The organism is Pseudomonas sp. BF-R-24, from assembly GCF_019947335.1.
GTDB classification, from domain to species: domain Bacteria; phylum Pseudomonadota; class Gammaproteobacteria; order Pseudomonadales; family Pseudomonadaceae; genus Aquipseudomonas; species Aquipseudomonas jessenii.
Window position 1 is genome coordinate 21,370 of record NZ_JAGYGG010000019.1, and the last position, 26,694, is coordinate 48,063.

The 26,694-nt window shown below is 60.7% G+C and carries 22 protein-coding genes; 17 read left to right on the top strand and 5 right to left on the bottom strand.

Annotated features, from left to right (window positions below; genetic code table 11):
- The first annotated feature begins 875 nt into the window (after nt 1–875).
- From KGA98_RS28695 to KGA98_RS16440, 13 genes are all read left to right on the top strand, one after another.
- A complete protein-coding gene (locus KGA98_RS28695; protein WP_411736668.1) occupies nt 876–1,919 on the top strand; it encodes a methyl-accepting chemotaxis protein in 1,044 nt (347 codons plus the stop codon).
- A gap of 191 nt (nt 1,920–2,110) precedes the next feature.
- Nucleotides 2,111–3,856, top strand: coding sequence for a protein-disulfide reductase DsbD (locus KGA98_RS16385; protein WP_223502807.1), 1,746 nt, complete (start codon nt 2,111–2,113; stop codon nt 3,854–3,856).
- 132 nt (nt 3,857–3,988) lie between these two features.
- Nucleotides 3,989–4,444: a type II 3-dehydroquinate dehydratase gene (aroQ, locus tag KGA98_RS16390; protein WP_007971361.1), complete on the top strand. Its 456-nt coding sequence runs from the start codon at nt 3,989–3,991 to the stop codon at nt 4,442–4,444.
- Nucleotides 4,445–4,468: 24 nt separating this feature from the next.
- The gene (accB, locus tag KGA98_RS16395) at nt 4,469–4,933 is read left to right on the top strand and encodes an acetyl-CoA carboxylase biotin carboxyl carrier protein (RefSeq protein WP_008053948.1); all 465 of its coding nucleotides are present in this window, start codon (nt 4,469–4,471) and stop codon (nt 4,931–4,933) included.
- Nucleotides 4,934–4,950: 17 nt separating this feature from the next.
- Nucleotides 4,951–6,309 (top strand): acetyl-CoA carboxylase biotin carboxylase subunit, encoded by a 1,359-nt coding sequence (accC, locus tag KGA98_RS16400; protein ID WP_154861083.1) that lies wholly within the window; start codon nt 4,951–4,953, stop codon nt 6,307–6,309.
- Nucleotides 6,310–6,590: 281 nt separating this feature from the next.
- The gene (gene prmA / locus KGA98_RS16405) at nt 6,591–7,469 is read left to right on the top strand and encodes a 50S ribosomal protein L11 methyltransferase (RefSeq protein ID WP_218495148.1); all 879 of its coding nucleotides are present in this window, start codon (nt 6,591–6,593) and stop codon (nt 7,467–7,469) included.
- 30 nt (nt 7,470–7,499) lie between these two features.
- Nucleotides 7,500–8,753 (top strand): DUF3426 domain-containing protein, encoded by a 1,254-nt coding sequence (locus KGA98_RS16410; protein WP_223502808.1) that lies wholly within the window; start codon nt 7,500–7,502, stop codon nt 8,751–8,753.
- A 184-nt stretch (nt 8,754–8,937) separates the two neighbouring features.
- On the top strand, nt 8,938–9,948 hold the full coding sequence (gene dusB / locus KGA98_RS16415; protein WP_223502809.1) for a tRNA dihydrouridine synthase DusB: 1,011 nt from the start codon (nt 8,938–8,940) through the stop codon (nt 9,946–9,948).
- A complete protein-coding gene (gene fis, locus KGA98_RS16420; protein WP_015093301.1) occupies nt 9,945–10,265 on the top strand; it encodes a DNA-binding transcriptional regulator Fis in 321 nt (106 codons plus the stop codon). The genes dusB and fis overlap by 4 nt, the downstream gene beginning before the upstream one ends.
- An 82-nt stretch (nt 10,266–10,347) precedes the next feature.
- Entirely contained in the window at nt 10,348–11,955 is a 1,608-nt protein-coding gene (gene purH / locus KGA98_RS16425) for a bifunctional phosphoribosylaminoimidazolecarboxamide formyltransferase/IMP cyclohydrolase (RefSeq protein WP_223502810.1), read from the top strand.
- A 149-nt stretch (nt 11,956–12,104) separates the two neighbouring features.
- Nucleotides 12,105–13,400, top strand: coding sequence for a phosphoribosylamine--glycine ligase (gene purD / locus KGA98_RS16430; RefSeq protein ID WP_090452915.1), 1,296 nt, complete (start codon nt 12,105–12,107; stop codon nt 13,398–13,400).
- Between the two features lie 100 nt (nt 13,401–13,500).
- On the top strand, nt 13,501–16,278 hold the full coding sequence (locus KGA98_RS16435; protein ID WP_223502811.1) for a hybrid sensor histidine kinase/response regulator: 2,778 nt from the start codon (nt 13,501–13,503) through the stop codon (nt 16,276–16,278).
- A gap of 65 nt (nt 16,279–16,343) precedes the next feature.
- The gene (locus KGA98_RS16440; RefSeq protein WP_150813560.1) at nt 16,344–16,940 is read left to right on the top strand and encodes a MarC family protein; all 597 of its coding nucleotides are present in this window, start codon (nt 16,344–16,346) and stop codon (nt 16,938–16,940) included.
- Between the two features lie 206 nt (nt 16,941–17,146).
- Here KGA98_RS16440 and KGA98_RS16445 read toward each other — a convergent pair whose 3' ends face one another.
- From KGA98_RS16445 to cobG, 5 genes are all read right to left on the bottom strand, one after another.
- On the bottom strand, nt 17,147–17,992 hold the full coding sequence (locus KGA98_RS16445; RefSeq protein ID WP_223502812.1) for a hypothetical protein: 846 nt from the start codon (nt 17,990–17,992) through the stop codon (nt 17,147–17,149).
- Between the two features lie 186 nt (nt 17,993–18,178).
- The gene (gene cobJ, locus KGA98_RS16450) at nt 18,179–19,888 is read right to left on the bottom strand and encodes a precorrin-3B C(17)-methyltransferase (protein ID WP_223502813.1); all 1,710 of its coding nucleotides are present in this window, start codon (nt 19,886–19,888) and stop codon (nt 18,179–18,181) included.
- Entirely contained in the window at nt 19,888–20,619 is a 732-nt protein-coding gene (locus tag KGA98_RS16455) for a precorrin-2 C(20)-methyltransferase (protein ID WP_102669312.1), read from the bottom strand. Before KGA98_RS16455 ends, cobJ begins: the two co-directional genes overlap by 1 nt.
- Entirely contained in the window at nt 20,619–21,245 is a 627-nt protein-coding gene (locus KGA98_RS16460) for a precorrin-8X methylmutase (RefSeq protein WP_223502814.1), read from the bottom strand. The genes KGA98_RS16455 and KGA98_RS16460 overlap by 1 nt, the downstream gene beginning before the upstream one ends.
- Entirely contained in the window at nt 21,238–22,545 is a 1,308-nt protein-coding gene (cobG, locus tag KGA98_RS16465; protein WP_317848911.1) for a precorrin-3B synthase, read from the bottom strand. The genes KGA98_RS16460 and cobG overlap by 8 nt, the downstream gene beginning before the upstream one ends.
- A gap of 170 nt (nt 22,546–22,715) precedes the next feature.
- Between cobG and KGA98_RS16470 the strand changes: the two genes are divergently transcribed.
- The 4 genes from KGA98_RS16470 to KGA98_RS16485 all read left to right on the top strand — a co-directional run bounded on the left by KGA98_RS16470 (nt 22,716) and on the right by KGA98_RS16485 (nt 26,645).
- On the top strand, nt 22,716–23,483 hold the full coding sequence (locus tag KGA98_RS16470; RefSeq protein ID WP_317848907.1) for a hypothetical protein: 768 nt from the start codon (nt 22,716–22,718) through the stop codon (nt 23,481–23,483).
- Nucleotides 23,484–23,621: 138 nt separating this feature from the next.
- Complete coding sequence (gene cbiE, locus KGA98_RS16475; protein WP_223502816.1) at nt 23,622–24,833, top strand: precorrin-6y C5,15-methyltransferase (decarboxylating) subunit CbiE; 1,212 nt, start codon at nt 23,622–23,624, stop codon at nt 24,831–24,833.
- Nucleotides 24,826–25,923: a cobalt-precorrin-5B (C(1))-methyltransferase gene (locus KGA98_RS16480; RefSeq protein ID WP_223502817.1), complete on the top strand. Its 1,098-nt coding sequence runs from the start codon at nt 24,826–24,828 to the stop codon at nt 25,921–25,923. Before cbiE ends, KGA98_RS16480 begins: the two co-directional genes overlap by 8 nt.
- Nucleotides 25,920–26,645, top strand: coding sequence for a cobalt-precorrin-6A reductase (locus KGA98_RS16485; protein ID WP_223502818.1), 726 nt, complete (start codon nt 25,920–25,922; stop codon nt 26,643–26,645). Before KGA98_RS16480 ends, KGA98_RS16485 begins: the two co-directional genes overlap by 4 nt.
- Nucleotides 26,646–26,694: the final 49 nt, after the last annotated feature.

Here is a 26,694-nt window from a genome sequence, read left to right on the forward strand (position 1 = left end):
ATACCCTCCTTCTGGTGGCCGTGTGCGTGGCCCTCGGCGCTACGCTGTGGTGGTCGCAGAAAGCCCTGGAGCGTCCATATCTATTAATGGAGCGCTACCTGGGCCTGTCGCAGCAATTTCAGAATGACGTCGCCCGCAGCATTGAGGATTACCTGGGCAGCGGCGATGCGCTGCGCCTGAGCAGTGCCGCCCAAGGCATCGACAGCCTGCAAAAAGAACTCGGCGAATTGCCACCGGCCTTGGCCGAGGCGTTGCGCCCCAGCCTGTCGACCCTTGAAGAATTCAGCAAGACCGACCTGCTGGCCGCCGGCAAACTGGCAGGTGATCCGCAGGCCTTGCTGCTGCAGGCCGAGCGGGAACTGGGCGCCAGTCTCGATCAGCTCAGCCAGTACGCCAGTGGCAATGCGGCCTACCTCACGCCGCTGCTCACCGCATCGCAACACTTGGGAAAATTGTCCCTGACCCGGGACAAACTGGTCAGCAGCGGCCGCAGCGAACTGGCCGCCGATGTCGAACGCGAAGTGGCCAACATCCGCATCCAGGCAGAGAAACTCGACGCCCTGCCATTGCTGGGCGTGACCACCAGCAGCGAGTCGAACACTGATGATTTCGCCTCGATGATGGGCCTGGAGAACAAGGAAAAAACCGTCGCCGAAGATGCCGGCGTCGGCCTCAAGCGCGAGCTCAACAGCCTGCTCATCCGCTATCCGGCCGAGCTCTCGCGCACTCGCGATCAAATCCGCAAGCGCGCCGACCTCAGCGCGGCGACCCACCTGAAAATCGCCGACGTGCAACAGGCCATTGCCGGGATGGAACCGGTGGTGCGCGCCCAGCACGGGCAGATCCAGGGTGAAGTGCGGCTGATGCAAGGCGTGATGATCGGCTTGATTCTGTTGATCGCATTGCTGATCGACACCCTGCAACGCAAACTCGCCCGGACCCTGACCAACCTCGCCCCGGCCCTCTCGACCTGGGCCGAAGGCGACTTCAGCCGCGACATTCAACTGGGCAACACCAACCGCGAATTGCGTGACATTGAAGCCTCCCTCAACCGCTTGCGCGCCTATCTGGTGGACCTGGTGGGGACCATTCGCCGCAACGCCGAACAAGTGGCCGGCAGCAGCCGCACCCTGGCCGACCTGAGCAACGACCTGCATGACGGTGCCGAGCATCAGGCTGGCGACACGGCACTGATTCGCGACTCCCTCAGCGAACTGGAAGCGACCATTCAGCAAGTCGCCGGCGACGCCAGCCAGGCCGCCGAAGCCAGCCGCCACGCCGGCCTGGCCGTGGAGCATGGACAGAAAGTCATCGGCCTGAGCCTCACCGGCCTGCATGCGCTGGTGGATGAAGTGCAAGGCAATGCGCAAATGATCGAACACCTGGCCGAAGAGTCGGCCACCATCGGCGGCGTGTTGACGGTGATCCGCTCGATTGCCGACCAGACCAACCTGCTGGCCTTGAACGCCGCCATCGAGGCGGCCCGGGCCGGGGAAATGGGCCGAGGCTTTGCGGTGGTGGCCGAAGAGGTGCGCTCACTGGCGCAACGTACCGCCGGGGCCACCGCAGAAATCCAGACGCTGATCGCAGGGCTGCAAACCGCCGCGCGACAATCGGTGGAGGGCATGCGCGCCCAGGTCGAACACGCCGAAGCCACGGCCAGCCAGGCACAGGCCGCTGATGGCGCGCTGGATAAAATCGTCGGGGCGATCCAGACCATTTCCGACACGGCGGTACGCATCGCCGATGTCACCGCTCAGCAAAGCGGTGCTGTCAGCGAAATCCGTGACCACAGTGAGCGGATTCACCAGCTGGGCGGGGATAACCTGCTGCGTATCGGCGAAGGCCGTGAGCAAGGGGAAAACCTTTTGGTGCTCGGTGGACGACTGCATACAGCCGTCCAGGCTTTCCGCGTCTGATAGATTGCTTTCGCGAGCAAGCCCGCTCCCACATTTGATCTCTGGTGTTCACAAATGATGTGCACACAACAGAACCAATGTGGGAGCGGGCTTGCTCGCGAAGGCGTCAGAACATTCACCACAAAACTCCCGCGCTGCACACCCCGCAACTGTCCGCTATCATCCCCCCAATTCCGATACGCGAGATCGTCATGCGCCGCTTGCTCTGCCTGTTGTTTTTAGTGTTCGTCCTGCCGGCCAGCGCCACTGGCTTGCTGGAGAACCGACCCAGCTCAAGCCTGGGCTCGATCAACAACAGCGCCGACTTCCTGCCGGTGCGCGAAGCTTTCCAGCTGAGCCTGGTAGGCAGCACACCGCAGTCGATCAAGTTGCGTTTCGTCGCCACCGAAGGTTACTACCTCTACCGCCACCGTTTTCAATTTCGCGCCGACCCGGCCGATGTCCTCCTCGGCGCGGCGAAACTGCCCGACGGTCAGAAAAAGCACGATGAATACTTCGGCGATGTCGAGGTGTACCACGGCATTCTCGACGTTGAGTTGCCGCGCACCGACCAACGTGCCTTCACCCTGGTCGTGACCTATCAGGGATGCGCCGACAAAGGCCTGTGCTATCCGCCGGAAACCGAGCGCCTGAGCATCGACGGCAGCGGCGCTCCGGCGACGGCTTATCAATGGAGCTGGCGCGAACTGGCGTTGTTTTTCCTCGCCGGCCTGGGCCTGACGTTCACGCCATGCGTGCTGCCCATGCTGCCGATCCTGTCCGGCGTGGTGCTGCGCGGTCAGGTCGGTGGCTGGCGCGGTTTCAATCTTTCGCTGGCCTATGTGCTGCCGATGGCCGCCTGTTTTGCCCTGCTCGGCGCCCTGATGGGCCTGTTCGGTGCCCAGCTCAACCTACAGGCGCGACTGCAATCGGCCTGGGTGCTGGTGCCGTTCGCGATGTTTTTTGCCGTGTTTGCCTTGGCGATGTTCGGCGTCTTCGAACTCAAGCTGCCGCATGCCATCAGCAGTCGCCTGGACCGCATCGCCGGCCGCACCGAAGGCGGATCACTGTGGGGCGCCGCGGTGTTGGGCGTGGTCTCCAGCTTGCTGGTTTCACCCTGCGTTTCGGCACCATTGGCCGGGGCGCTGCTGTACATCAGCGCCAGTGGCGATGCGCTGGGCGGCGGCTTGAAACTGTTCATGCTCGGCCTCGGCATGGGCGCGCCGCTGTTGCTGGTGGCCACCGGTGGCGCAGCCTGGCTGCCGAAGAGCGGTCCGTGGCTGGTCTACGTGAAAAACGCCATTGGTGTGTTGTTGCTCGGGTTGTCCGTCGGCCTGCTCAGCCGTGTCCTGCCGGGGCAGGTCACCTTGCTGCTGATCGGTTTGCTGGCCGGCGGTGTCGGCCTGTTCATGGGGGCGCTGGAGTTCGTCTATAAACCACCGCGCAAACGCCTGGGGCAATTGTTCGGCATGTTCCTGCTGTTTTACGCACTGGCCTGCTGGTATGGCGCCTTCAGCGGCCAGACCGACCCGTTCAACCCGATTGGCCAGCCCCGTATCGTTGACAACAACGGACAAGTGCAAAACACCAGTACCTGGCAAACCATCATCACACCGGCCGAACTGGATCGCGCACTCGCCGATGCACGATCATCCGGCACACCGCTGCTGCTCGACTGGTACGCCGACTGGTGCATCAGCTGCAAGGTCATCGAACGCGAGGTACTGGATGACCCTGTCGTCATCGAACGCCTCAAGGGTTACCGGCTGATCCGCTTCGACATCACCGCCAGCAACGCCGAGCAACGCGCCCTGCTCGATCGCTACCAGTTGTTCGGCCCCCCGGCCCTGATGTTTTTTGGCAAGGACGGCGTCGAACGCGCCGATGTGCGGGTGATCGGCGAGATCAACGCCAGGGACTTCGCCGAACGTGTAACCAGGGCGAATGACCAATTTTAATCAAGCAGTCATATATTTCGCGCAAACATCGGTCATCGTGCTGGCTATTGCAGAGAACTGGACAGTCACAAAGGCTTTGCGGCATAGTCGCCGGGTTCTGACAATTGCTCACAGATAACATAGGAACCGCCGATGGCGACGTTACTCGTTCTGCACGGACCCAACCTGAACCTGCTCGGCACTCGCGAACCGGGCACCTACGGCGCCACGACGCTGGCGCAGATCAACCAGGACCTGGAACGCCGTGCCCGCGAAGCCGGTCACCATTTGCTGCACCTGCAAAGCAACGCCGAGTACGAATTGATCGACCGCATCCACGCTGCACGCAGTGAAGGCGTGGACTTCATTCTGATCAACCCAGCAGCTTTTACACATACAAGTGTCGCATTACGTGACGCGCTGCTGGCGGTGAGCATCCCATTCATCGAAGTGCATTTGTCTAACGTGCACAAACGCGAACCTTTCCGCCATCACTCTTACTTCTCCGACGTAGCGGTGGGAGTGATCTGCGGCCTTGGCGCCAGCGGTTATCGACTGGCCCTGGAGGCCGCCCTGGAACAGCTTGAACAACAAGTTAACCGCCCCTGACCGACCCTTGGGAGTTGATGATTCATGGATATCCGTAAAGTTAAGAAACTGATCGAATTGCTGGAAGAGTCCGGCATCGACGAGCTCGAGATCAAGGAAGGCGAAGAGTCCGTACGCATCAGCCGTCATAGCAAGACCCCGGCTCAGCAGTACTACGCGCCAGCTCCAATGCATGCCCCGGCTGCCGCGCCTGTCGCTGCCGCCGCTCCGGTTGCCGCTGCCGCACCTGCTGCCGCCGCCGCGCCAGCACTGAACGGCACCGTTGCCCGTTCGCCGATGGTCGGTACGTTCTATCGCAAGTCTTCGCCAACCTCGCCGTCCTTCGTGGAAGTCGGCCAGACCGTGAAGAAAGGCGACACCCTGTGCATCGTTGAAGCCATGAAGATGATGAACCACATCGAAGCTGAAACCAGCGGTGTGATCGAATCCATCCTCGTCGAAGACGGCCAGCCGGTTGAGTACGACCAACCGCTGTTCACCATCGTTTGAACCGCGGAGAGCCTTTGATGACTGCGAAGTTGGAAAAAGTTCTGATCGCCAACCGCGGTGAGATCGCCCTGCGGATCCTGCGCGCCTGCAAAGAGATGGGCATCAAGACCGTCGCCGTTTACTCCAAGGCTGACAAGGAACTGATGCACCTGGGCCTGGCAGACGAATCCGTCTGCATCGGTCCGGCATCGGCCGCCCACTCCTACCTGCACATTCCGGCAATCATTGCCGCAGCCGAAGTGACTGGCGCCACCGCCATTCACCCGGGCTACGGTTTCCTTGCGGAAAACGCCGACTTCGCCGAGCAGGTCGAGAAATCCGGCTTTGCGTTCATTGGCCCGAAAGCCGAAACCATTCGCCTGATGGGCGACAAGGTATCGGCCAAGCACGCCATGATCGCTGCCGGCGTACCGACTGTTCCGGGTTCTGACGGCCCGCTGCCGGAAGACGAAGAAACCGCTCTGCGCATTGGTCGCGAAGTCGGTTACCCGGTGATCATCAAGGCCGCTGGCGGCGGCGGTGGTCGCGGCATGCGCGTCGTGCACAAGGAAGAAGACCTGATTTCCTCGGCGAAACTGACCCGCTCCGAAGCAGGCGCGGCGTTTGGCAACCCGATGGTCTATCTGGAAAAGTTCCTGACCAACCCACGTCACGTGGAAGTCCAGGTCCTTTCCGATGGCCAGGGCCAGGCTATCCATCTGGGCGACCGCGACTGCTCGCTGCAACGTCGTCACCAGAAGGTTCTGGAAGAAGCGCCGGCACCGGGTATCGATGAAAACGCACGTGAGGAAGTACTCGCACGCTGCGTCAGGGCTTGCATCGATATCGGCTACCGTGGCGCAGGCACTTTCGAGTTCCTGTACGAAAACGGCCGCTTCTACTTCATCGAGATGAACACTCGTGTCCAGGTAGAGCACCCGGTTTCGGAAATGGTCACCGGCATCGACATCGTCAAGGAGATGCTCAGCATCGCCGCCGGCAACAAGCTGTCGTTCACCCAGGATGACGTGGTCATCCGCGGTCACGCGCTGGAATGCCGGATCAACGCCGAAGACCCGAAAACCTTCATGCCAAGCCCGGGCACGGTCAAGCATTTCCACGCTCCAGGCGGCAACGGCGTTCGCGTCGACTCGCACCTGTACAGTGGCTATGCGGTTCCGCCGAACTACGATTCGTTGATCGGCAAGCTGATCACTTACGGGGCAACCCGTGACGAAGCCATGGCGCGCATGCGCAATGCGCTGGACGAAATCGTGGTCGACGGGATCAAGACCAACATCCCACTGCACCGCGACCTGACCCGCGATGAAGGCTTCTGCAAAGGGGGCGTGAACATTCACTACCTCGAGCACAAGCTGGCTGGCGAGAAGCACTAAGCTTCGACCCGATCAACAAAGCCGCCTTCGGGCGGCTTTGTTGTATCTGGACATTTCATCCGACTGCCCCCCCCTGTGGGAGCGAGCTTGCTCGCGATAGCGTCGGCAAATCCACTATCGATGTCGACTGATAGACCGCCATCGCGAGCAAGCTCGCTCCCACAGGGGTATGTGTCGATGTACAGGGCAAGCCACTCCCACAAAACCTCCGCGCTCGCGTAAACTTGCGCGCTTCTCGCAGCCCGCTAGGCTGCAATCAATATTTTTCAAAGGTGCCCGCCATGCCTTGGCTGCAAGTCCGTCTCGCCATCAGCCCAGAACAAGCCGAAACCTATGAAGACGCTTTCCTTGAAGTGGGCGCCGTGTCGGTGACCTTCATGGACGCCGAAGATCAGCCGATCTTCGAGCCGGAACTCAACACCACGCCGCTGTGGTCCCACACGCACCTGCTGGCCCTGTTCGAAGGCGGCACCGAGCCAGGCCCGGTATTGGCCCATCTGGAGCTGCTGACCGGCAGCCCGCTTCCCGAGCACCACAGCGAAGTGATCGAAGACCAGGACTGGGAACGCAGCTGGATGGACGGATTCCAGCCAATGCGTTTCGGCCAGCGCCTGTGGATCGTGCCGAGCTGGCACGCCGCGCCGGAGCCTGATGCAGTGAATTTGCTGCTGGACCCGGGCCTGGCGTTCGGCACCGGCACCCACCCTACCACCGCACTGTGCCTGGAATGGCTCGACGGCCAGGACCTGAAAGGCTGCAACGTGCTGGACTTCGGCTGCGGCTCGGGGATTCTGGCGATTGCCGCCCTGCTGCTGGGCGCCAAGGAGGCCGTGGGTACCGACATCGACGTGCAGGCGCTGGAAGCGTCCCGCGACAACGCCGGGCGCAATAACATCGCTGATGAATTGTTCCCACTGTATCTGCCGGAAGATTTGCCACAGGTTCAGGCCGATGTGCTGGTGGCCAACATTCTCGCCGGCCCGCTGGTTTCCCTGGCGCCGCAGCTGTCGGGCCTGGTCAAGTCGGGCGGGCGCCTGGCGCTGTCGGGCATCCTCGCCGAACAGGGTGACGAAGTCGCTGCCGCCTACGCCAAGGACTTCGATCTGGACCCGATCGCCAATCGCGATGGCTGGGTGCGCATCACTGGTCGTCGGCGCTAGAATGATCGCCTGCATAATCCGGATCGCCGCATGACCGACAGCTTCGTCACTCAGTGCCCGCATTGCCAAACCAGCTTCCGCGTCAGCCATGCCCAGTTGAGCGTGGCTCGCGGGGTGGTTCGTTGCGGCTCCTGCTTGCAGGTGTTCAATGCCGCCAGGCAGTTGCTTGAGCAGGCCGACAAGGAAGCACCGGTCGCGACGCCGCTCCCGCCAGTGCAGCCTGAGGAGCCCCTTGAGCCATCGCCACCGCGCGCCATCAGCCAAAAGCAATGGAGCGCGACCGAACTGGACCTGGACAGCCTCGACCTCGACGAAGAACTCGCCCGGCTCGAACAGCGGGAAATCCAGCCGACCACCGAACTCGGCCGCCATCGCGACGACTCGCTGAGCGCCCGTCGCGACAACGCCGGGCAGGACGACGAGGAGCCGTGGTCCGACAGCCTGTTCAGTGAGTCGGCGGCCGATCGTGCGCCAGTCGACGAACCGCTCGACAGCCTTGAAACACCAGAGCCGACGGTCGAAACGAGCAAAACCTCACGCACCGAACCTTCGCTGTCCCTGGAACCGGTTGATCTCGACGACGAACCGCAACCACCCCATTTGCGATTGCACGACCCTCTTGATGCACCGCTGAACCACGAACGTCTGTCGGCCGCCGACGAGAGCGAAATCGACGACAACCTGCCCTCGATAGAACCGCTGCGCAAGCGACGCGAACGCAGCGAACCGGGCGTGCGCGCCGAAGCGCTGCAAGACCTGACCGACGACCCGCTGCAACTGGACTGGCAAAAACGCCGCTCACCTTGGGGCCGACGGCTGTTGTGGTTGCTGCTGGTGCTGATTGCCGCTGGCGCCCTCGCTGGCCAGTACATCGCCTACCATTTCGACGAACTGGCGCGACAGGATCAATATCGCCCGTGGTTCCAGCAACTGTGCCCGCAGATCGGCTGCACCGTGCCCTCCAAAGTCGACATCGCGAAAATCAAAAGCAGCAACCTGGTGGTGCGCAGCCACCCCGAGTTCAATGGCGCCCTGGTGGTCGATGCGATCATCTATAACCGCGCGCCCTTCTCCCAGCCCTTCCCGCTGCTGGAACTGCGCTTCGCCGACCTCAATGGCCATCTGATCGCCAGTCGTCGCTTCAAGCCTGGCGAGTACCTCAATGGCGATCTCGAAGGCATGGCGGAGATGCCTCCGCAAACGCCGATCCACATCGCCCTGGACATTCTCGACCCAGGTGCCAAGGCCGTGAACTACAGTCTGAGCTTCCACTCTCCGGAGTGAAACGCTTCATTACTCCCGGATTAACGCCGGCTTTCTGACTGCTCCAGGCAAACCAAACCACGGGTAATAACAGAATAACTGTTCAGAATTTGTTCAATTCAGCCTTTATCCAGTCATCGAGAGCGGGTATCATGCCAACCCTTTTTCGAACTCTCATGATCCGGCCCCACAACAGGGAAGTCCTATGTCGGCGGTACGCATCGGCCCATACACATTACAAAACAGCTTGATTCTCGCCCCCATGGCGGGTGTCACCGACCAGCCCTTTCGTCAGCTGTGCAAGCGCTTGGGCGCGGGACTGGTCGTCTCGGAAATGGTCACCAGCGACATGAGTTTGTGGAACACCCGCAAGTCGCGCATGCGCATGATCCACGAAGGTGATCCCGAGCCACGCTCGGTACAGATCGCCGGTGGGGACGCGCAGATGCTGGCGGACGCCGCCCGTGCCAACGTTGAAATGGGTGCGCAGATCATTGATATCAACATGGGCTGTCCGGCAAAAAAAGTCTGCAACAAGGCTGCCGGTTCCGCACTGTTGAAGGATGAACCCCTGGTAACCGAGATCCTGCAGGCCGTCGTGGCTGCGGTCGATGTGCCGGTTACCCTGAAGATCCGGACCGGTTGGGACCGGGACAACAAGAACGGCCTGACGGTGGCGAAGATCGCCGAACAGGCAGGCATTACGGCGCTGGCGGTGCATGGCCGCACCCGTGCCGACCTGTACACCGGTGAAGCCGAGTACGACACCATTGCCGCAATCAAGCAGGCGGTGTCGATTCCGGTCTTCGCCAATGGCGATATCGATTCGCCAGAAAAAGCCCGGTACGTGCTCGACGCGACCGGTGCCGATGGCCTGTTGATTGGCCGGGCTGCCCAGGGGCGGCCATGGATTTTTCGCGAGATCGACCATTTCCTGCGTACCGGCGAGAAACTCCCGGCGCTGGAACTGATCGAGGTGGAACGCATTCTGCTAGAGCATCTGGCTGCCCTGCACGCCTTCTATGGTGATGTGATGGGCGTACGCATTGCTCGAAAGCATGTGGGCTGGTATCTCGCAACCCTGCCGGGCGCCAGGGAGTTTCGCGCCCACTTCAATCGTTTGGATGGTACGGATGCACAATGCGCCAACGTTCGGGCGTTTTTCGCCGAGCGTTACAAGAGCCTGACAGGGGACGGAGAGTGGGTGGCCGCATGACGATGATGACCGAGACTTTAGTGAGTGGAACAACACCCGTGAGCGACAACGTGAATTTGAAACAGCACCTCAATACGCCAAGCGAAGAAGGTCAGACCCTTCGCGGGAGTGTCGAGAAGGCGCTGCACAATTATTTCGCCCACCTTGAGGGCGCTGCCGTCACGGATGTGTACAACCTGGTGCTCTCCGAAGTCGAGGCTCCCCTGCTCGAGTGCGTGATGAACTACGTCAAGGGCAACCAGACCAAGGCCAGCGAGATGCTCGGGCTGAACCGGGGCACGCTGCGCAAGAAACTCAAGCAGTACGATTTGTTGTAAGCATTCAATCAAACCAGAAAGGCGCCCGCGTAAAACCGGTCGCCTTTTTTGCTGACTTCCTTTGCTTTTGATGGAAATTGAGATGACCGACCAGACTACCCGCCTGCCGATCCGCCGCGCCTTGATCAGCGTTTCCGACAAGACCGGGATCCTCGAATTCGCCAAGGAGCTTGAAGCCCTGGGCGTCGAGATCCTCTCCACCGGCGGGACGTTCAAGCTGCTGCAGGACAACGGCGTTGCCGCAGTGGAAGTCGCGGATTACACAGGCTTCGCGGAAATGATGGACGGCCGGGTGAAGACCCTGCACCCGAAAATCCACGGCGGGATCCTTGGTCGTCGCGGTATCGACGACGCCATCATGAACGAGCACGGCATCAAGCCGATCGACCTGGTAGCGGTCAACCTGTACCCGTTCGAAGCCACCATCAACAAGCCAGGCTGCGACCTGCCGACCGCCATCGAGAACATCGATATCGGCGGCCCGACCATGGTCCGTTCCGCCGCCAAGAACCACAAGGACGTGGCCATCGTGGTCAATGCCAGCGATTACGCCAGCGTCCTGGAAAACCTCAAGGCCGGTGGTCTGACCTACGCCCAGCGTTTCGACCTGATGCTCAAGGCCTTCGAGCACACCGCCGCCTACGACGGCATGATCGCCAACTACATGGGCACCGTGAACCAGTCTGCCGACACCCTGAGCACCGAAGGTCGCAGCGAGTTCCCGCGCACCTTCAACAGCCAGTTCATCAAGGCCCAGGAAATGCGCTACGGCGAGAACCCGCACCAGAGCGCGGCGTTCTATGTTGAAGCCAAGCCTGCCGAAGTCGGCATCGCCACCGCGACCCAGCTGCAAGGCAAGGAACTGTCGTACAACAACGTGGCCGACACCGACGCCGCGCTGGAATGCGTGAAGAGCTTCGTCAAGCCGGCTTGCGTGATCGTCAAGCACGCCAACCCGTGCGGCGTGGCTGTCAGCCCTGATGCCGAAGGCGGCATCCGCAAGGCCTACGACCTGGCCTACGCCACCGACACCGAATCCGCCTTCGGCGGCATCATCGCCTTCAACCGTGAACTGGACGCCGAGACCGCCAAGGCCATCGTCGAACGTCAGTTCGTCGAAGTGATCATCGCTCCGTCGGTCAGCGAAGAGGCCCGCGCCATCGTCGCTGCCAAAGCCAACGTACGCCTGCTGGCCTGCGGCGAGTGGTCGGCTGACCGCGCTGCTGCCTGGGACTACAAGCGCGTCAACGGTGGCCTGCTGGTACAGAGCCGCGACATCGGCATGATTGGCGCCGACGACCTGAAAGTGGTGACCAAGCGCGCACCGAGCGAGCAGGAAATCCATGACCTGATCTTCGCCTGGAAAGTTGCCAAGTACGTGAAGTCCAACGCCATCGTCTACGCCAAGAATCGCCAGACCATCGGTGTCGGCGCCGGCCAGATGAGCCGCGTGAACTCCGCGCGTATTGCTGCTATCAAGGCCGAACATGCCGGTTTGCAGGTAGCCGGTTCGGTGATGGCTTCCGACGCCTTCTTCCCGTTCCGCGACGGTCTGGACAATGCGGCAAAGGCGGGCGTGACTGCCGTGATCCAGCCAGGCGGCTCGATGCGTGACAATGAAGTGATTGCTGCAGCTGATGAAGCCGGCATCGCCATGGTGTTCACCGGCATGCGCCACTTCCGTCACTGACAGCACAGCATTCCCCTGTAGGAGCGAGCTTGCTCGCGAAAAACGACTAGACGCCACAGTGTTTCAGACACCCCGCGCTATCGTTAACCACCATCGCGAGCAAGCTCGCTCCTACAGTTCCCAGATTTGCGTCATCCGAGGTTTTTGAAATGAATGTTTTGATCATTGGCAGCGGTGGCCGTGAACACGCCCTGGCCTGGAAAGTGGCTCAGGATCCGCGCGTGCAGAAGGTGTTCGTGGCGCCGGGCAACGCCGGTACCGCCATCGAAGCCAAGTGCGAGAACGTCGCCATCGACGTACTGGCGCTTGAGCAACTGGCAGACTTTGCCGAGAAAAACGTTTCCCTGACCATCGTTGGCCCTGAAGTGCCGCTGGTTGCCGGTGTTGTGGATCTGTTCCGCAGCCGTGGCCTGGATTGCTTCGGTCCGACCGCTGGCGCTGCGCAGCTGGAAGGCTCGAAAGCCTTCACCAAGGACTTCCTGGCTCGCCACAAGATCCCGACCGCCGATTACCAGAACTTCACCGAGATCGAGCCGGCCCTGGCTTACCTGCGTGAAAAAGGCGCTCCGATCGTGATCAAGGCCGATGGCCTGGCCGCCGGTAAAGGCGTGATCGTCGCCATGACCCTGGCCGAAGCCGAAGACGCCGTGCGCGACATGCTGGCGGGCAATGCCTTTGGCGATGCGGGTTCGCGCGTGGTCATCGAAGAGTTCCTGGACGGCGAAGAAGCCAGTTTCATCGTCATGGTCGACGGCAAGAACGTCCTGCCGATGGCCACCAGCCAGGACCACAAACGCGTCGGCGACGGCGACACCGGTCCAAACACCGGCGGCATGGGTGCTTACTCCCCGGCGCCAGTGGTCACCGCCGAAGTGCACAAGCGTGTCATGGATCTGGTGATCTGGCCGACCGTGCGCGGTATGGCCGAGGAAGGCAACGTCTACACTGGTTTCCTGTACGCCGGTCTGATGATCGACAAGGCTGGTAACCCAAAAGTCATCGAATTCAACTGCCGCTTCGGCGACCCTGAGACCCAACCGGTGATGCTGCGCCTGCAGTCGAGCCTGGTGCTGCTGGTCGAGGCTGCTCTGGCCCAGGCGCTGGACAAAGTAGAAGCGCAATGGGATCCACGCCCGAGCGTCGGCATCGTGCTTGCCGCTGGCGGCTATCCTGGTGACTACGCCAAAGGCGTGGCCATCAAGGGGCTGGATGCAGCCGCCGCACTGGAAGGCAAAGTCTTCCACGCCGGTACTGCGCTCAAGGACGGTCAAGTCGTAACGGCCGGCGGTCGGGTGCTTTGCGCAACGGCCATGGGTGCCAGCGTTGACGCTGCACAGCAGCAGGCCTACAAGCTCGCGGCTTCGATTGACTGGGAAGGCTGCTTCTATCGCAAGGACATTGGCTACCGCGCCATTGCCCGCGAGCGTGGCGAAAATCAGGAATAAGGTAAACACCGCGCCAGGCAATGAACACCGTTTATTGCCTGGCTATTCCGGCGCCGCGCATCGTTATATTCTGGCATCAACCTAACGAAGGGATTTCGCCGTGCGCTGGCTCAGGATTGCCATAAGCTTGACCGTCACTTTGCTGACCTTGCTCTGCATGCTACCGGCCCAGGCCGCGCAAGGCAGTGGCTGGGCGGTATTGCTCGACGAACAGGGCGACCTGCAACTGAGCGACATCCGTTCCGCACGTTACACCAATCAATTCAGCCCTATCGAACTCGACCGCATTACCGCCGCCGAACCCGATGGCGCGTTATGGTTGCGATTCAGGCTTGCACCGGGCAAACATGAACAGTTGCTGCGCGTGTTCGCACCTGACCTGCGCCAGTTCAACATGTACGTACTGGACGGCGACAAGCTGATCGATCAATCCAGCACGGGCAACGAACACCCCCAATCCGAGCGACCATTGCCCAGCAGCGACTTCATGCTGGCCCTGCCGCAAAGCGACACCCCCCTCGACGTATACCTGCGACTGGCCTCCGACCACCAGTTACGACCCTACATCACCCTGCAGTCAGCGATCATCTCGGCCGCCAACCAGAACCAGACGCTGATTTATGGCCTGCTGTTCGGTTGCATCGCCATGCTGATCCTGCACAACCTCATCCGCTACGCCTACACCCGCTCGCACAGCGCCCTCTGGTTGGCGACGTGCGAAGGGCTGTTGATGCTCAGTCTGCTGTTGTTGCTGAATCTCGCCGGCCCCTGGCTGCCGGACTGGCATGCACTGCAAACGCCGGGGGCTTACCTGGCATTATTAATGACCGCACCCTGCGGCCTGATGCTTGCCTATCGTTTCTTCACCCCGCTCGGGCCGCATCCGCTGAACCGGTTGCTGCTTGGCGAAGTCCTGCTGATCACCGCCTGCGGCCTGATGCTGCTGTTCGTCAATACCTTGCCGCTGAACTTCATCACCTACGGCCTGGTCGCCCTGGCTGGCCTGACCATGCTGTTCATCAGCGCCTATCACTGGCAAAAAGGCTATCGCCCGGCCCGCCTCTTCGTGGCGGCCATGGTGGTGTTCAACCTCGGGACACTGGTCATCCTGCCTGCTCTGTTGGGGCTGACCCTGATCGAACCCCATGGCCTGATCACCACATTGCTGGCGTTCATCTGCATCAGCGGCCTGTTGATGAGCATTGCACTGAGCGAGCGCCAGCGACGCATCACCGAAGACCGCTTCAGCATCAGTCGTGACCTGGCGGCCAGCAACGCCGAGATCAACGCCAAGGCCGAGTTCCTGGCGAAAATCAGCCATGAAATCCGCACCCCGATGAACGGCGTCCTCGGCATGACCGAACTGCTGCTGGGCACACCGCTATCGGTCAAGCAACGCGACTATGTACAGACGATCCACAGCGCCGGCAACGAACTGCTGACACTGATCAACGAAATTCTCGACATTTCCAAACTCGAGTCCGGACAGATTGAACTGGACGACGTGCAGTTCGACCTCAACGCGCTGATCGAAGACTGCCTGAGCATCTTCCGCGCCAAGGCCGAGCAGCAAAACGTCGAGTTGATCAGTTTCATCCAGCCGCAAGTGCCGCGGGTGATCAGTGGTGACCCGACACGCTTGCGCCAGACGCTGTTGAGCCTGCTTGAAAACGCCCTGAAAAAAACCGATGAAGGCGAAATCCTGATCGTCGTGGCGCTCGACGAGCGCAACACCAAACCACGCCTGCGTATCGCCGTGCAGGACAGCGGCGAGCCTATGGACGCTGAAGAGCGCGACGTCCTGATGCACGCCGAACTGCACAGCCGGCATTTTCTTTCGGCCACCCAGTTGGGCGGCAACCTGGGGCTGGTGATAGCCCGCCAGCTGATCCGCTTGATGCAGGGGGAATTCGGGATCAAGAGCGGCAACAACCAGGGCAGCACCCTGTGGCTGACCCTGCCGCTGGACCCGGATCGCCTCGAACACCCGACCTCCGACCTCGACGGCCCGCTGCAAGGTGCGCGGGTATTGGTGGTGGATGACAATGACACCTGTCGCAAGGTGCTGGTGCAGCAATGCAGCGCCTGGGGCCTGAACGTCAGCGCCGCATCTTCCGGCAAGGAGGCGCTGGCTCTGCTGCGCACCAAGGCTCATTTGCGCGATTACTTCGATATAGTCTTGCTGGACCAGAACATGCCCGGCATGACCGGCATGCAACTGGCGGCCAAGATCAAGGAAGACCCGAGCCTGAACCATGACATCCTGCTGATCATGCTCACCGGCATCAGCAACGCACCGAGCAAGATCATCGCGCGCAACTCCGGGATCAAGCGCATCCTGGCCAAGCCGGTTGCCGGCTACACCCTCAAGACCACTCTGGCCGACGAACTGACCCAGCGCAACAAAGGGCTCGTCGCGACCCAGCCCGTGCCAATCGGCCCGACGTTGCCGGTCAAGGTCCCCTGCGACTTCCGCATTCTGGTGGCTGAAGACAACAGCATCTCGACCAAGGTGATCCGCGGCATGCTGAGCAAGCTCAACCTGCAACCGGATACCGCCTGCAACGGCGAAGAAGCCCTGCAGGCGATGAAAGCCCAGCGTTACGACCTGGTGCTGATGGACTGCGAAATGCCGATCCTCGACGGCTTCTCGGCCACCCAGCAATTGCGTGCCTGGGAAGTCGGCAACCAGCGGGTTCGCACCCCTGTGGTGGCGTTGACCGCCCATATCCTTGCCGAACACAAAGAGCGTGCGCGCCAGGCTGGCATGGACGGACACATGGCCAAGCCGGTGGAACTGTCGCAGTTGCGCGAACTGATCGAACACTGGGTCGCCCAGCGTGATCAGCAGAAACGCACGACGACCCCAACGTCCTGAGCCGACAGACTTCGCAACCCCTGATAGACTCCCCCTCGACTTCCCTCGCCAGTGAGCCCGGCACCATGCTCCATGTGTTGTTCAGCGTTTATCTGAAGATGCTGGTGCTCTACAGCCCATTCTTCGTGTTGTCCTGCTTCATCAGCCTGACCCGTGGTTATTCGCGCAAGGAACAGCGTCGGCTGGCCTGGAAAGTAGCGGTCGCCACCCTGGTCTCCAGCGTTCTGCTGTACTTGTTCGGCCGAGTGATTTTCAGTGTGTTCGGCATTACCGTGGACGCCTTTCGTATCGGTGCCGGTAGTGTGCTGTTCATCTCGGCGCTGGGCATGGCACAAGGCAAATCGGCGGTACAGACCGACAATGTGCAGCAGGATGTCACCATCGTTCCACTGACCATCCCGCTGACAGTCGGCCCCGGCACCATCGGTGCCTTGCTGGTGATGGGCGTGAGCCAGCCGCACTGGGACGACAAGCTCACGGCCATTGTCGGCATTGCCCTGGCCAGTTTTACCGTGGGCGTGGTGCTGTTTTTGTCCAGCCGCATCGAACGGATTCTCGGCGACCAGGGGTTACAGATCGTCAGCCGATTGATGGGGTTGTTCGTGTGTGCACTGGCGGCACAGATCATCTTCACCGGGGTCAGGGGCTACCTGGTACCTTGAACATCAAGCACTCCGATTCTGGCCAATCGTGGGGCCAGGGGACTCGAAGCATCCAGATGTCGCCGTGTGCCTCACCGCTGTACGGCGCCTGCTTCGTACTCCTCGCAATCCCCATGGACGCAAACCGGGTAACCCCTCCCCCTCTACATCCCTACATGTTTCAAACAGACCAGAGACGATCAGCCTCTCGCCCGGCTTGATTGAATTCACTGCCTGCGACGCACAAATCTTTTAGCCAACACTTCTTTCCGATTCTGCGCCAGGATAAATTCGACATCATCTTTCACTTCGGCGTAAGCAGAAGGATTGAAGGCGAGAAAGTTTGAGCCCTGGTAAATATCGAGACTTGCAATTTTCAGATCCAAAAACAAAACCCCACCACCGACTTGATCTCCGACATGATTAACGGATGAAAACGAAACCATAACCAATCCGTTCTTCGTTTGTTCGCAAGGCAGCAAGGCCAGCTTCACACCCTTGGCCTTAGTAACTTCATAGTTGAAAACCTTGATTGTCTCAGGCTCTTTTTCCAATGCTGACAATGTGCTGTCTGCGACGGCACTTAACACGGCTGCACCAGGAATGGCAGCTTTTGCCGCTTCAACGCCCGCCTGGATAATAGTGCTGACAACATTCCTCATTGTCCCGCTGCCAGACCTCTTTTTGTATTCGATGCTCGCGTTGATGGGAACAGAACACCCCATATCCTCCATACACTGGAGAAAGGCTCGGTGCCAAGCGGCGGGGCTATGACCATCTCTAGTCTCGCGATCGGCCTCCAGCTTCGAAAATTTTATGAGATTTTCGATAATCGTCATATTTTCAAGCGAAATATTGTCGCCATAACCAATGAGCGTATTACCCAGAACCAAAGCATCCAGTTCCCTGGTAGGACTTGAATCGCCCAATACCTTAAGTGAACTCGACGCGGTGGTCGACATTGATGCTTTTACACGAGGAACACTGTTCAGCAACGCCTTTGACCTGGCAAGACGCGCTTTCCCAATATCGGTGCATTGTTTGTGAGTGATAAAACCTTCCACGACTTCCATATCGGACAATTCCTTTTAAGTTCGTTTAAGTCTCCAGCAGAGACAAAACGAATCTAAACCACTCCAACTCCGCCATCAAACCCGATTAAATGTCGACTTATGTAAGCGTCCATCAACCTTCAAAAACATGCAGCAATTGTCGAGCCGTTCGGCTCGAATAACACTGCACTGAACCTTGATATCAACCTAGTTGATATCGCTTAATTTATCACCATAACTACGCGGCGTATAAACCCACGGCATTCCTTGCGAACGATCAAACACACGAGTCGTGGATGAACCAATCAACACCATGGTCCGCATGTCGACCTGGTCTGGAGTCAATTGAGAGAGCGTCGTCACGCGCAATGTCTGCCCCGGGCGTCCGACATCACGCCCTAGCACGACTGGCGTTCCAGGTGCGCGATGTTGCGCGACGATCTCCAGCGCACGCCCCAATTGCCAAGGTCGGGAACGTGAGATCGGATTGTAGAACGCCATTGCCAGATCAGCTTGCGCTGCCAGATCCAGACGTTTTTCAATGATCGACCAGGGTTTGAGGTTGTCCGATAGCGACAGAACACAGAAATCATGACCCAGCGGCGCACCAGCCTGGGCAGCCGTCGCCAGGGAGGCGGAAATACCCGGCAGGATTTCCAGATCGACGTTGTGCCACTGGACATCGGTGGACTCGTGCAGCGCCTCGAGCACAGCCGCGGCCATGGCGAAAACCCCGGGATCGCCTGAAGAAACCACCACCACCGAACGCCCCTGGGCCGCCAGTTCGAAAGCGTGGCGGGCACGTTGCATCTCTTCGCGGTTGTCGGTGCAATGCAGCACCTGATCGTCGCGAAACGGCCCGGCCATGCGTACGTAGGTTTCGTAGCCCAATACATCGTTGGCGCGGGCCAGTTCAGCCTTCACAGCCGGCACCATCAGTTCTGCAGCCCCCGGCCCAAGGCCGATCACTGCCAGACGTCCACGCGGACGGCCGATCTGCAACGGGTCCAGCGGCTGCTCTGCTACCGCAATGGCAACAGTGTCGTTACCAAGCATGGAAACGGGTAGCCCCATCGCAGTACGCAGACGTTCGCCAAGCACCTTCCCTGCGTGGGCAAAGCGCAGCGGCACGCCCAATTCAAGCGCTGCCTCACGCAACGCCGCGCTGGCCATTTCGGTATCGGCGGCCAACAGGCAAGCCAGCGACTGCACGGCGATTCTTGCCTGATGCAATGCCTCGCGCACCGCTCCCGCGACGTTCACCAGGCCAGCGTCCACGGCGACCACCACATTGCGCGGGTAGATCAACAACTCGTTGGCCGCGGGTGTCCGTTCGGCATGACTGACATGCACCGCCAGTCGGGCCTGCGCATCTTCGGGCAACTGCGCCTGCGCCAGCCACGGAGCCTCACCCTCAATGCGCACCGTTTCGCCGGCGAGCAAATCGGAAACGAAACGCTTGCCCAACTCCAGATCACCAAGGGCATAGCCACTGGGCGGGTTGAGCAGGCACGTGCCGAAACGCAACTCGCCGCTGGTGGTGATCGCCGCCGCGACTTCCAGCGCGGCGGCAATCTCCCGCGCCATCACATTTACCCCACCAAGACCACCCAGCAGTGGAACCACTGCGCTGCCGTCTTCGGCTACCGCCAACACCGGTGGTTCGGCGCCTTTTTCCAGCAACAAGGGCGCCAGCGTGCGGATCACGATCCCGGCCGCGCACAGGGCAATGATCGGCGTGCCCTGTTGATAGAGTTCGCGCAGGGTCGCACCGAACTCCTGATAGGCCCGATCCGCGCCTTCGACCCGTTCGGCCAAGCCATGGATCAGGGCGTCGGGATACACCTGCTGAATACTACGCGCGGTGGCGAGGCTGCCATTGCCAAGAATGACAATCGCCGGAACTGGACGGGTCATCAGCCTTGCCACCTTTCACCAGGAACGATGATCAACGAGAAGTACGGCGAGGACATCGGCTCGACCTGATCCAGCGGCACGATCTTCTGATTGGCCATGGTCGCGCGCTCGACGTACAACGCGCGCTCGGCCAGGCCGAGTTCTTCCAGCACTTGGCGAACCTTGGGAAAGTTGCGCCCAAGCTTCATGATCACCGCCGCATCGGCATCGGCCAGGCGACGCTTGAGTTCGTCGTGCGGCAACACACCGGACAACACCGACAGACTCTGATTGCGATACACCAGCGGCGCACCGAGCACCGAGGCCCCGCCGAGCATCGAGCACACACCGGGCACGACTTCGGCCTGATAACGCTCGGCGAGTCGGTCGTGCAGGTACATGTAGGAGCCGTAGAAGAACGGATCGCCCTCGCAGATCACCGCCACGTCGCGACCGGCATCGAGATGCGTCGCCAATTCGCCGGCTGCGTCATCGTAGAAGTCGCTGATCACTTGCTCGTAGGACAACGGTGCCGGCAAGGCTTCGGTGGTCACCGGGTACACCAGCGGCAACAAATTCTGCGCTTCCTGCAGATGCGCCTCGATGATGCCGAAGGCGTTGCCTTTCTTGCCCTTGGCCACGAAGTACGCCACCACTGGGGATTCGCGCAGCAAGCGCAGGGCCTTGACGGTAATCAGTTCCGGATCACCGGGACCGACGCCGAGGCCGATCAAACGTCCAGGTTGCTGCATCATTCGATCTCCGTGGCGAGGGCATTGACGGCGGCGGCGGCCATGGCGCTACCGCCCAGGCGACCCTGCATGATGACAAAAGGCACGCCACGGCTGTCAGCCGCCAGCGCGGCCTTGGATTCGGCGGCACCGACGAAGCCCACCGGAAAACCGAGGATCAGCGCCGGTTTTGGCGCACCGGCGTCGAGCATTTCCAGCAAGTAAAACAGCGCCGTCGGAGCGTTGCCGATGACCACCACGCTGCCTTCCAGATGCGGGCGCCACAGTTCCAGCGCAGCGGCTGAGCGGGTGTTACCCAAATCACGAGCCAGTTCCGGAACACTCTCGTCGCGCAAGGTGCAGATCACCGCATTGTTCGCCGGCAACCGCGCACGGGTCACGCCTTCGGAGACCATCCGCGCATCGCACAAAATCGGCGCGCCGGCCGCCAGCGCATCACGCCCGGCCTTGCCCGCACCTTCGGAAAACTGCAGGCCGTCGATGGCCTCGACCATGCCGCAGGCGTGAATGACACGGACCGCGAGTTTCTCCAGATCGTCCGGGATTCGGTCGAGGTTGGCCTCGGCGCGAATGATCGCGAAGGAGTTGCGATAGATCTCCTGACCGTCGCGGATGTAATCAAGCATCAAGGGGGCTCCGTGAGCGGGCGTCGAGCAGGGCCGCGACCGCTTCAATAGTAAGGTTGCGTGCGTGCAGCGCGCCGAAACCCGGCTGCGCTGCATCGCGAAAATAGAGGTCGTAGTGACCGTGGGCGACGGCCAGTAATGTGACGGGCGCCGTATGCGCGGCGGCGCAGGAGCGCGCGCACCCGCTCAAATGGACACTCGGCGTTTGTCCGTGACGTTGCAGCAATGTCGCCAGTTGCAAGGCATCCCCCTTGGTCTCGGCCAGGCTTTTACCGCAGCCGTTTGAGCCGGTGCAGGCGATCAACCGGGACAATGGCAGATCGGCTTCGCACTGCAAGCCCAGACATTGCAATTGCCGAATGACCTCAGCGGCGTTTTCCGTGCGGACATTGGGCAACAGCAGGCTTTGCCAAGGAGTGAAGCGCAGACTGGAATCACCGAACTCCCGCGCCAGTTGTGCCACACCCCGCAGCATCGCCGGATCGAGTCGCCCCAGCGGCGGGACGGCTCCCACATAGACAACACCGGACTCGGCCTGGGGATGGGCACCCATGTGCAAATCACTGGAGCCCGAAACCCGTTGCCAACCGATAACGGCCTGCAGCGGCACTCGCTCAGCCAGTCGAAGCACAATGCCCCCGATCGGGTACTCGGCCAGCAAATGGCGCATTCGCGTCTGCTCGGGGCGCGCCAGTTCAAGGAACAACTCAAGGACCGCGACTACCAGCGCGTGCCCGTCAGCCAGTGCAACCGAACCGGCGGGGCTGTCCGTCGGGCATCCCGCCAGACCGAACGCCAGCCGTCGCTCGCCGTCTTGTTCAAACGCCGAGAGCCACAGGTCATGGGGATGCTCGAGCATCGTCAGGTCTTCACCGCCATCAAGCTGCACGGCGAACTTGGCACTGAGGTCGTGGAACGCTTCCTGGTTTTGCAGTGTGGCGAGGATCTGCCCGGCCAGCGGGCGGGTGTCGAACAGCATGCGCCGATCGATCCCGGCACCGGGGCTGAGCATCAGGTTGCGCACATCGTCGCCAGCCGCCGTACGCGGCCCCAGATCGGCGGCCAGCAGGCTGTCGATCAACGCCGCTTGCTCGTTGCCAATGCCGCGGATCTGCAGGTTGGCCCGGTTGGTCGCCTCGATCGCTCCGCTGGCATATCGCTCGGAGGCATCGGCCACAGCGATTGCCTGGTGCGCACGGATGGCGCCACCGTCGAGTTTGATCCGGCAAATACCACCGTCCAATGCCTGGACGACACGCAACAACCCGGGACAGGCGGAAGGGCGCAAGCGGTTGGGTATCTGACGTGACTTCACAGGACGACCGGTACAAGACGAAGGACAGCATTATGCCTGCTTTGTCCGGCCTGATGAAAAACCCTGGCAGGTTGACGACGAAAAGCGCGTGATCCCCAGCCCAGGCTTTTCGCCTCAAGACTGAATCGCCATCGCAAGTTCTGATTTAACACTCAGTGAAAAACGCTAACAGCAAGAATCAATTCAACCAACCAGACATATTTAAACCACACACCAACCCTTGTACTTTTCACCGCAACCCGAATAAAAAAACCAGCTATTTCAAGGGAACAAAAATGATATATGAAAAAACAACTGGAATATTGACTGCCCACAACCTTATTTCATGCATCGAAGAAATTTCATTGCAAGATTACGACGACTTCACCCATTGCACACAAATAGCCACCCAGTCCGCAGACAGGGTTGGCAGTCGCTTCGCCGACTCGACAACGTGGCTGAATGAATACGTTGCGACGTTGAATTTTTTCGGCTGGTCTGTCTTTCAGGATGCCATCTTCACCCGCACTCAACACTCCGTTTCGAAAAACATTGCCGAGTTTCTGGTCCAAAGCGCTCAAACCATGCCGGACAGCCGGCAAGGGAACGCTATGATTGACACACTCGACGCATTGAAACCCAACCAGCCGGCGCTTTATTCACTGGACCAACAAAGTTCCCTGGGAGAGCGCTTTCAAGTAATACCCACACGCTACGACTCAAAGGGGTTTCTTGAAATCGCAGTCTTTAATCTTGAATTAGTTACCACGATCAAAAAAAGTGGTTTTCTATTTTGGAACATGGAAGATCACGTTGCAAAAATCATCCAGCAACGTGCTTATCTTAAACTGGACAAAAACATACTCGAAAGCAAAAGATCGCTCATCGAACGCAAGCGGCTCGAAATCAGAATGAAGAGATTCGACCTGAAAAAGAACCATTAACTGGATAAGCCCTGATCACATTTACAGACACCAGCGACGGGCGAACTCAATCCACACCGCGCTATGATGCACCACCGCACAGGTCGACACAGACCGGCAGCGTGATGATTTGGCTTCGATTGATAGAAGAGGAACAGCATGACCCCCTGGCTGACAGTGGTAGGCATTGGAGAAGAAGGCTTCAAGGGGCTTGGCAAAAATGCCCGACACGCTCTGCTGAACGCTACGCGGATCATTGGCGGTCAACGGCAACTGGACTTGTTGCCAGCCTGCATCTGCGGTGTACGGCAATTGTGGCCCAGTCCTTTCGCCCTTGACCCGGTTTTGGCGAAACAGGGAGAACCCGTTTGCGTCCTGGCCAGCGGTGATCCGATGTTTTTCGGGGTGGGAGCCAGTCTCTCCCGACATTTATCCAGCGATGAAATGCTTGTTCTGCCCGCTCCCTCTTCCTGCTCGCTCGCCGCGGCGCGAATGGGCTGGCCTTTGCAGGAAGTGGTCACGTTGTCGGTGGTTGCCCGCCCTGTCGCCGCACTCAACGCGCAATTGTCCAGTGGCGTGCGCTTGCTGGTGTTGAGTAACGACGGTAGCAGCCCCGCCGCCATCGCCGCACTGCTGCGTGAACGTGGTTTCGGCCCGAGCCGGATAACGGTGCTCGAACATTTGGGCGGTGAAGCCGAGCGACGTGTCGACGGCATCGCCAATGAATGGACCGATCCTGTGATCGCCGACCTGAACCTGATCGCTATCGAGTGCATCGCCGAGCCGAACACGCTACGCCTGTCGCGACTGGCCGGCCTGCCGGACTCCGCCTTCAGGCACGACGGCCAACTGACCAAGCGCGATGTGCGCGCCATCACCCTCGCGCGCCTGGCCCCGATCCCCGGCGAACTGTTGTGGGATGTCGGCGCCGGCAGTGGCTCGATCGGCATCGAATGGATGCGCGCCCACCCCGGTTGCCGCGCACTGGCCATCGAGGCAGATGCGGGCCGACAAGCGTTGATCGAACACAACCGCGATGCCCTCGGCGTTCCCGGCCTGCAACTGGTTCGCGGCAGCGCGCCGCAGGTACTGACCGGGCTGGAGCGGCCGGATGCGATTTTCATCGGCGGCGGCGTCACCCGCGAGGGCGTGCTCGATACCTGCTGGGCCGAACTCAAACCCGGTGGCCGGCTGATTGCCAACGCAGTCACAATGCAAAGTGAAATGACCCTGATGGCCTGGCGCGAGCAACATGGCGGGGAGCTGACGCGAATTCATATCGCCCAGGCCCAACCACTGGGCGACTTCGACACCTGGCGCCAGGCCTTGCCGATTACCTTGCTGGACGTGACGAAACCCTTCGATGCGTGACGAAACCGCCGAACACCCCGCCCCTCTGCGCAGCGGCCTGACCACCGGCAGTTGCGCCACGGCCACCAGCCTCGCCGCCGCGCGTCTGCTGCTGGCTGGCACATCGGCCGATGCGGTGGAAATCGTGTTGCCCAAGGGCAAACAGGTGCAGATGCGCCTGGAGTTCTGCCGCCTCACCGAGGACGGCGCCGAATCGGGAACCCTCAAGGACGCCGGTGACGATCCGGACGTGACCCACGGTGCCCTGCTCTACTCCCAGGTGCGCCTGAGCAGCGAACCGGGGACGCGCTTCAAGGCCGGTCGCGGCGTCGGCACCGTGACCCGGCCCGGGCTGGTGCTGGGAGTCGGCGAGCCCGCGATCAACCCGGTGCCACGCAAAATGATCAGCGAACACCTGGCCCGACTGGCTGACGAGCTCGACTATAGCGGCGGTTTCGAGGTCACGGTCAATGTCGAGAACGGCGAGGCGCTGGCACTGAAAACCATGAATCCGCGCCTGGGCATTCTTGGTGGCCTGTCGATCCTCGGCACCAGCGGTATCGTCCGGCCGTTTTCCTGTGCGGCCTACATCGCCTCGATCCACCAGGGCATCGACGTGGCGAAAACCAACGGTTACCTGCATATCGCCGCCTGCACTGGCAACGCCAGCGAAGACACCATGCGCCGGGTCTACAACCTGCCGGAAATCGCCCTGATCGAAATGGGCGACTTCGTTGGCGCCGTGCTCAAGCACCTGCGCAAAGTACCTGTGGATAAACTCAGCCTGTGCGGTGGTTTCGGCAAGATCAGCAAACTGGCGGCCGGGCACATGGATTTGCACAGTCGTCATTCGAGCATTGACCTGCCGCAACTGGCGTTATGGGCGGCGCAGGTCGGCGCCAATGCGGCCTTGCAGCAGAGCATCCGCGAGGCCAACACCAGCCAGCAGGCACTGGCCATGGCCGCCGCAGCCGGGGTCGCCCTGGGTGATGCAGTCTGTCAGCACGCCCTGGATTTTGCCCGCAGCGTGGTGCCGGCGCAGGTTCAGGTGGAAGTCTTCGCCATCGATCGCCAGGGCGGGATCGTTGGCCATGCGGGAGCCTTTCAATGAAGCGCATCCTGTTGCTCGGCGGCGTGACCGAAGCCATGACCATTGCCCGCACGCTGGGACCGCAGCATATCTACAGCCTGGCCGGCGTCGGTCGGATTCCGACGGATCTGCAATGCCAGGTTCGCGTCGGTGGCTACGGTGGTGCCGAAGGGTTGGCGCAGTTCATTCGCGATGAAGGCATCGATCTGCTGCTCGATGCCACTCACCCCTACGCCGCCCGAATCAGCCAGAACGCCGCGACTGCCGCACGCTTGAGCGGCATTCCCTGCTGGGCGCTGCGGCGTCCGGCCTGGCAAGCCCAGGCGGGTGATGACTGGCGGGAAGTCAGCGATTGGGCCGGACTGATCGACGCCCTGAAGCCCTTCCGCCGACCGTTGTTCACCCTCGGTCGCGAGCCCCTGCAACACCTGGACGAAATTCCAGCGGAACAATTCTGGACCCTGCGCGCACTGGATGTGTATCCGGACAACGAGCGCTGCGAAGTGATTGGCGCACGTGGGCCCTTCCTGATCGACGATGAACGTGAGTTGTTCGAACGGCGAAACATCGACGTGCTGATCAGCAAGAACAGCGGCAGCACGGCGACCGAACCGAAACTGGAAGTCGCACGTGAACGTGGGGTGCCGGTGATTGTCTTGAAGCGGCCGGTGTTGCCGGGGGTTGATCGGGAGTTCCTGACGCCTGAGGAAACAGTTGGCGCGTTGTCGGTCTTCGTTCATTAGGTCAGGATCATTGGCTTGCATGATAAGTAACCTATTTGTTACCGTCAGG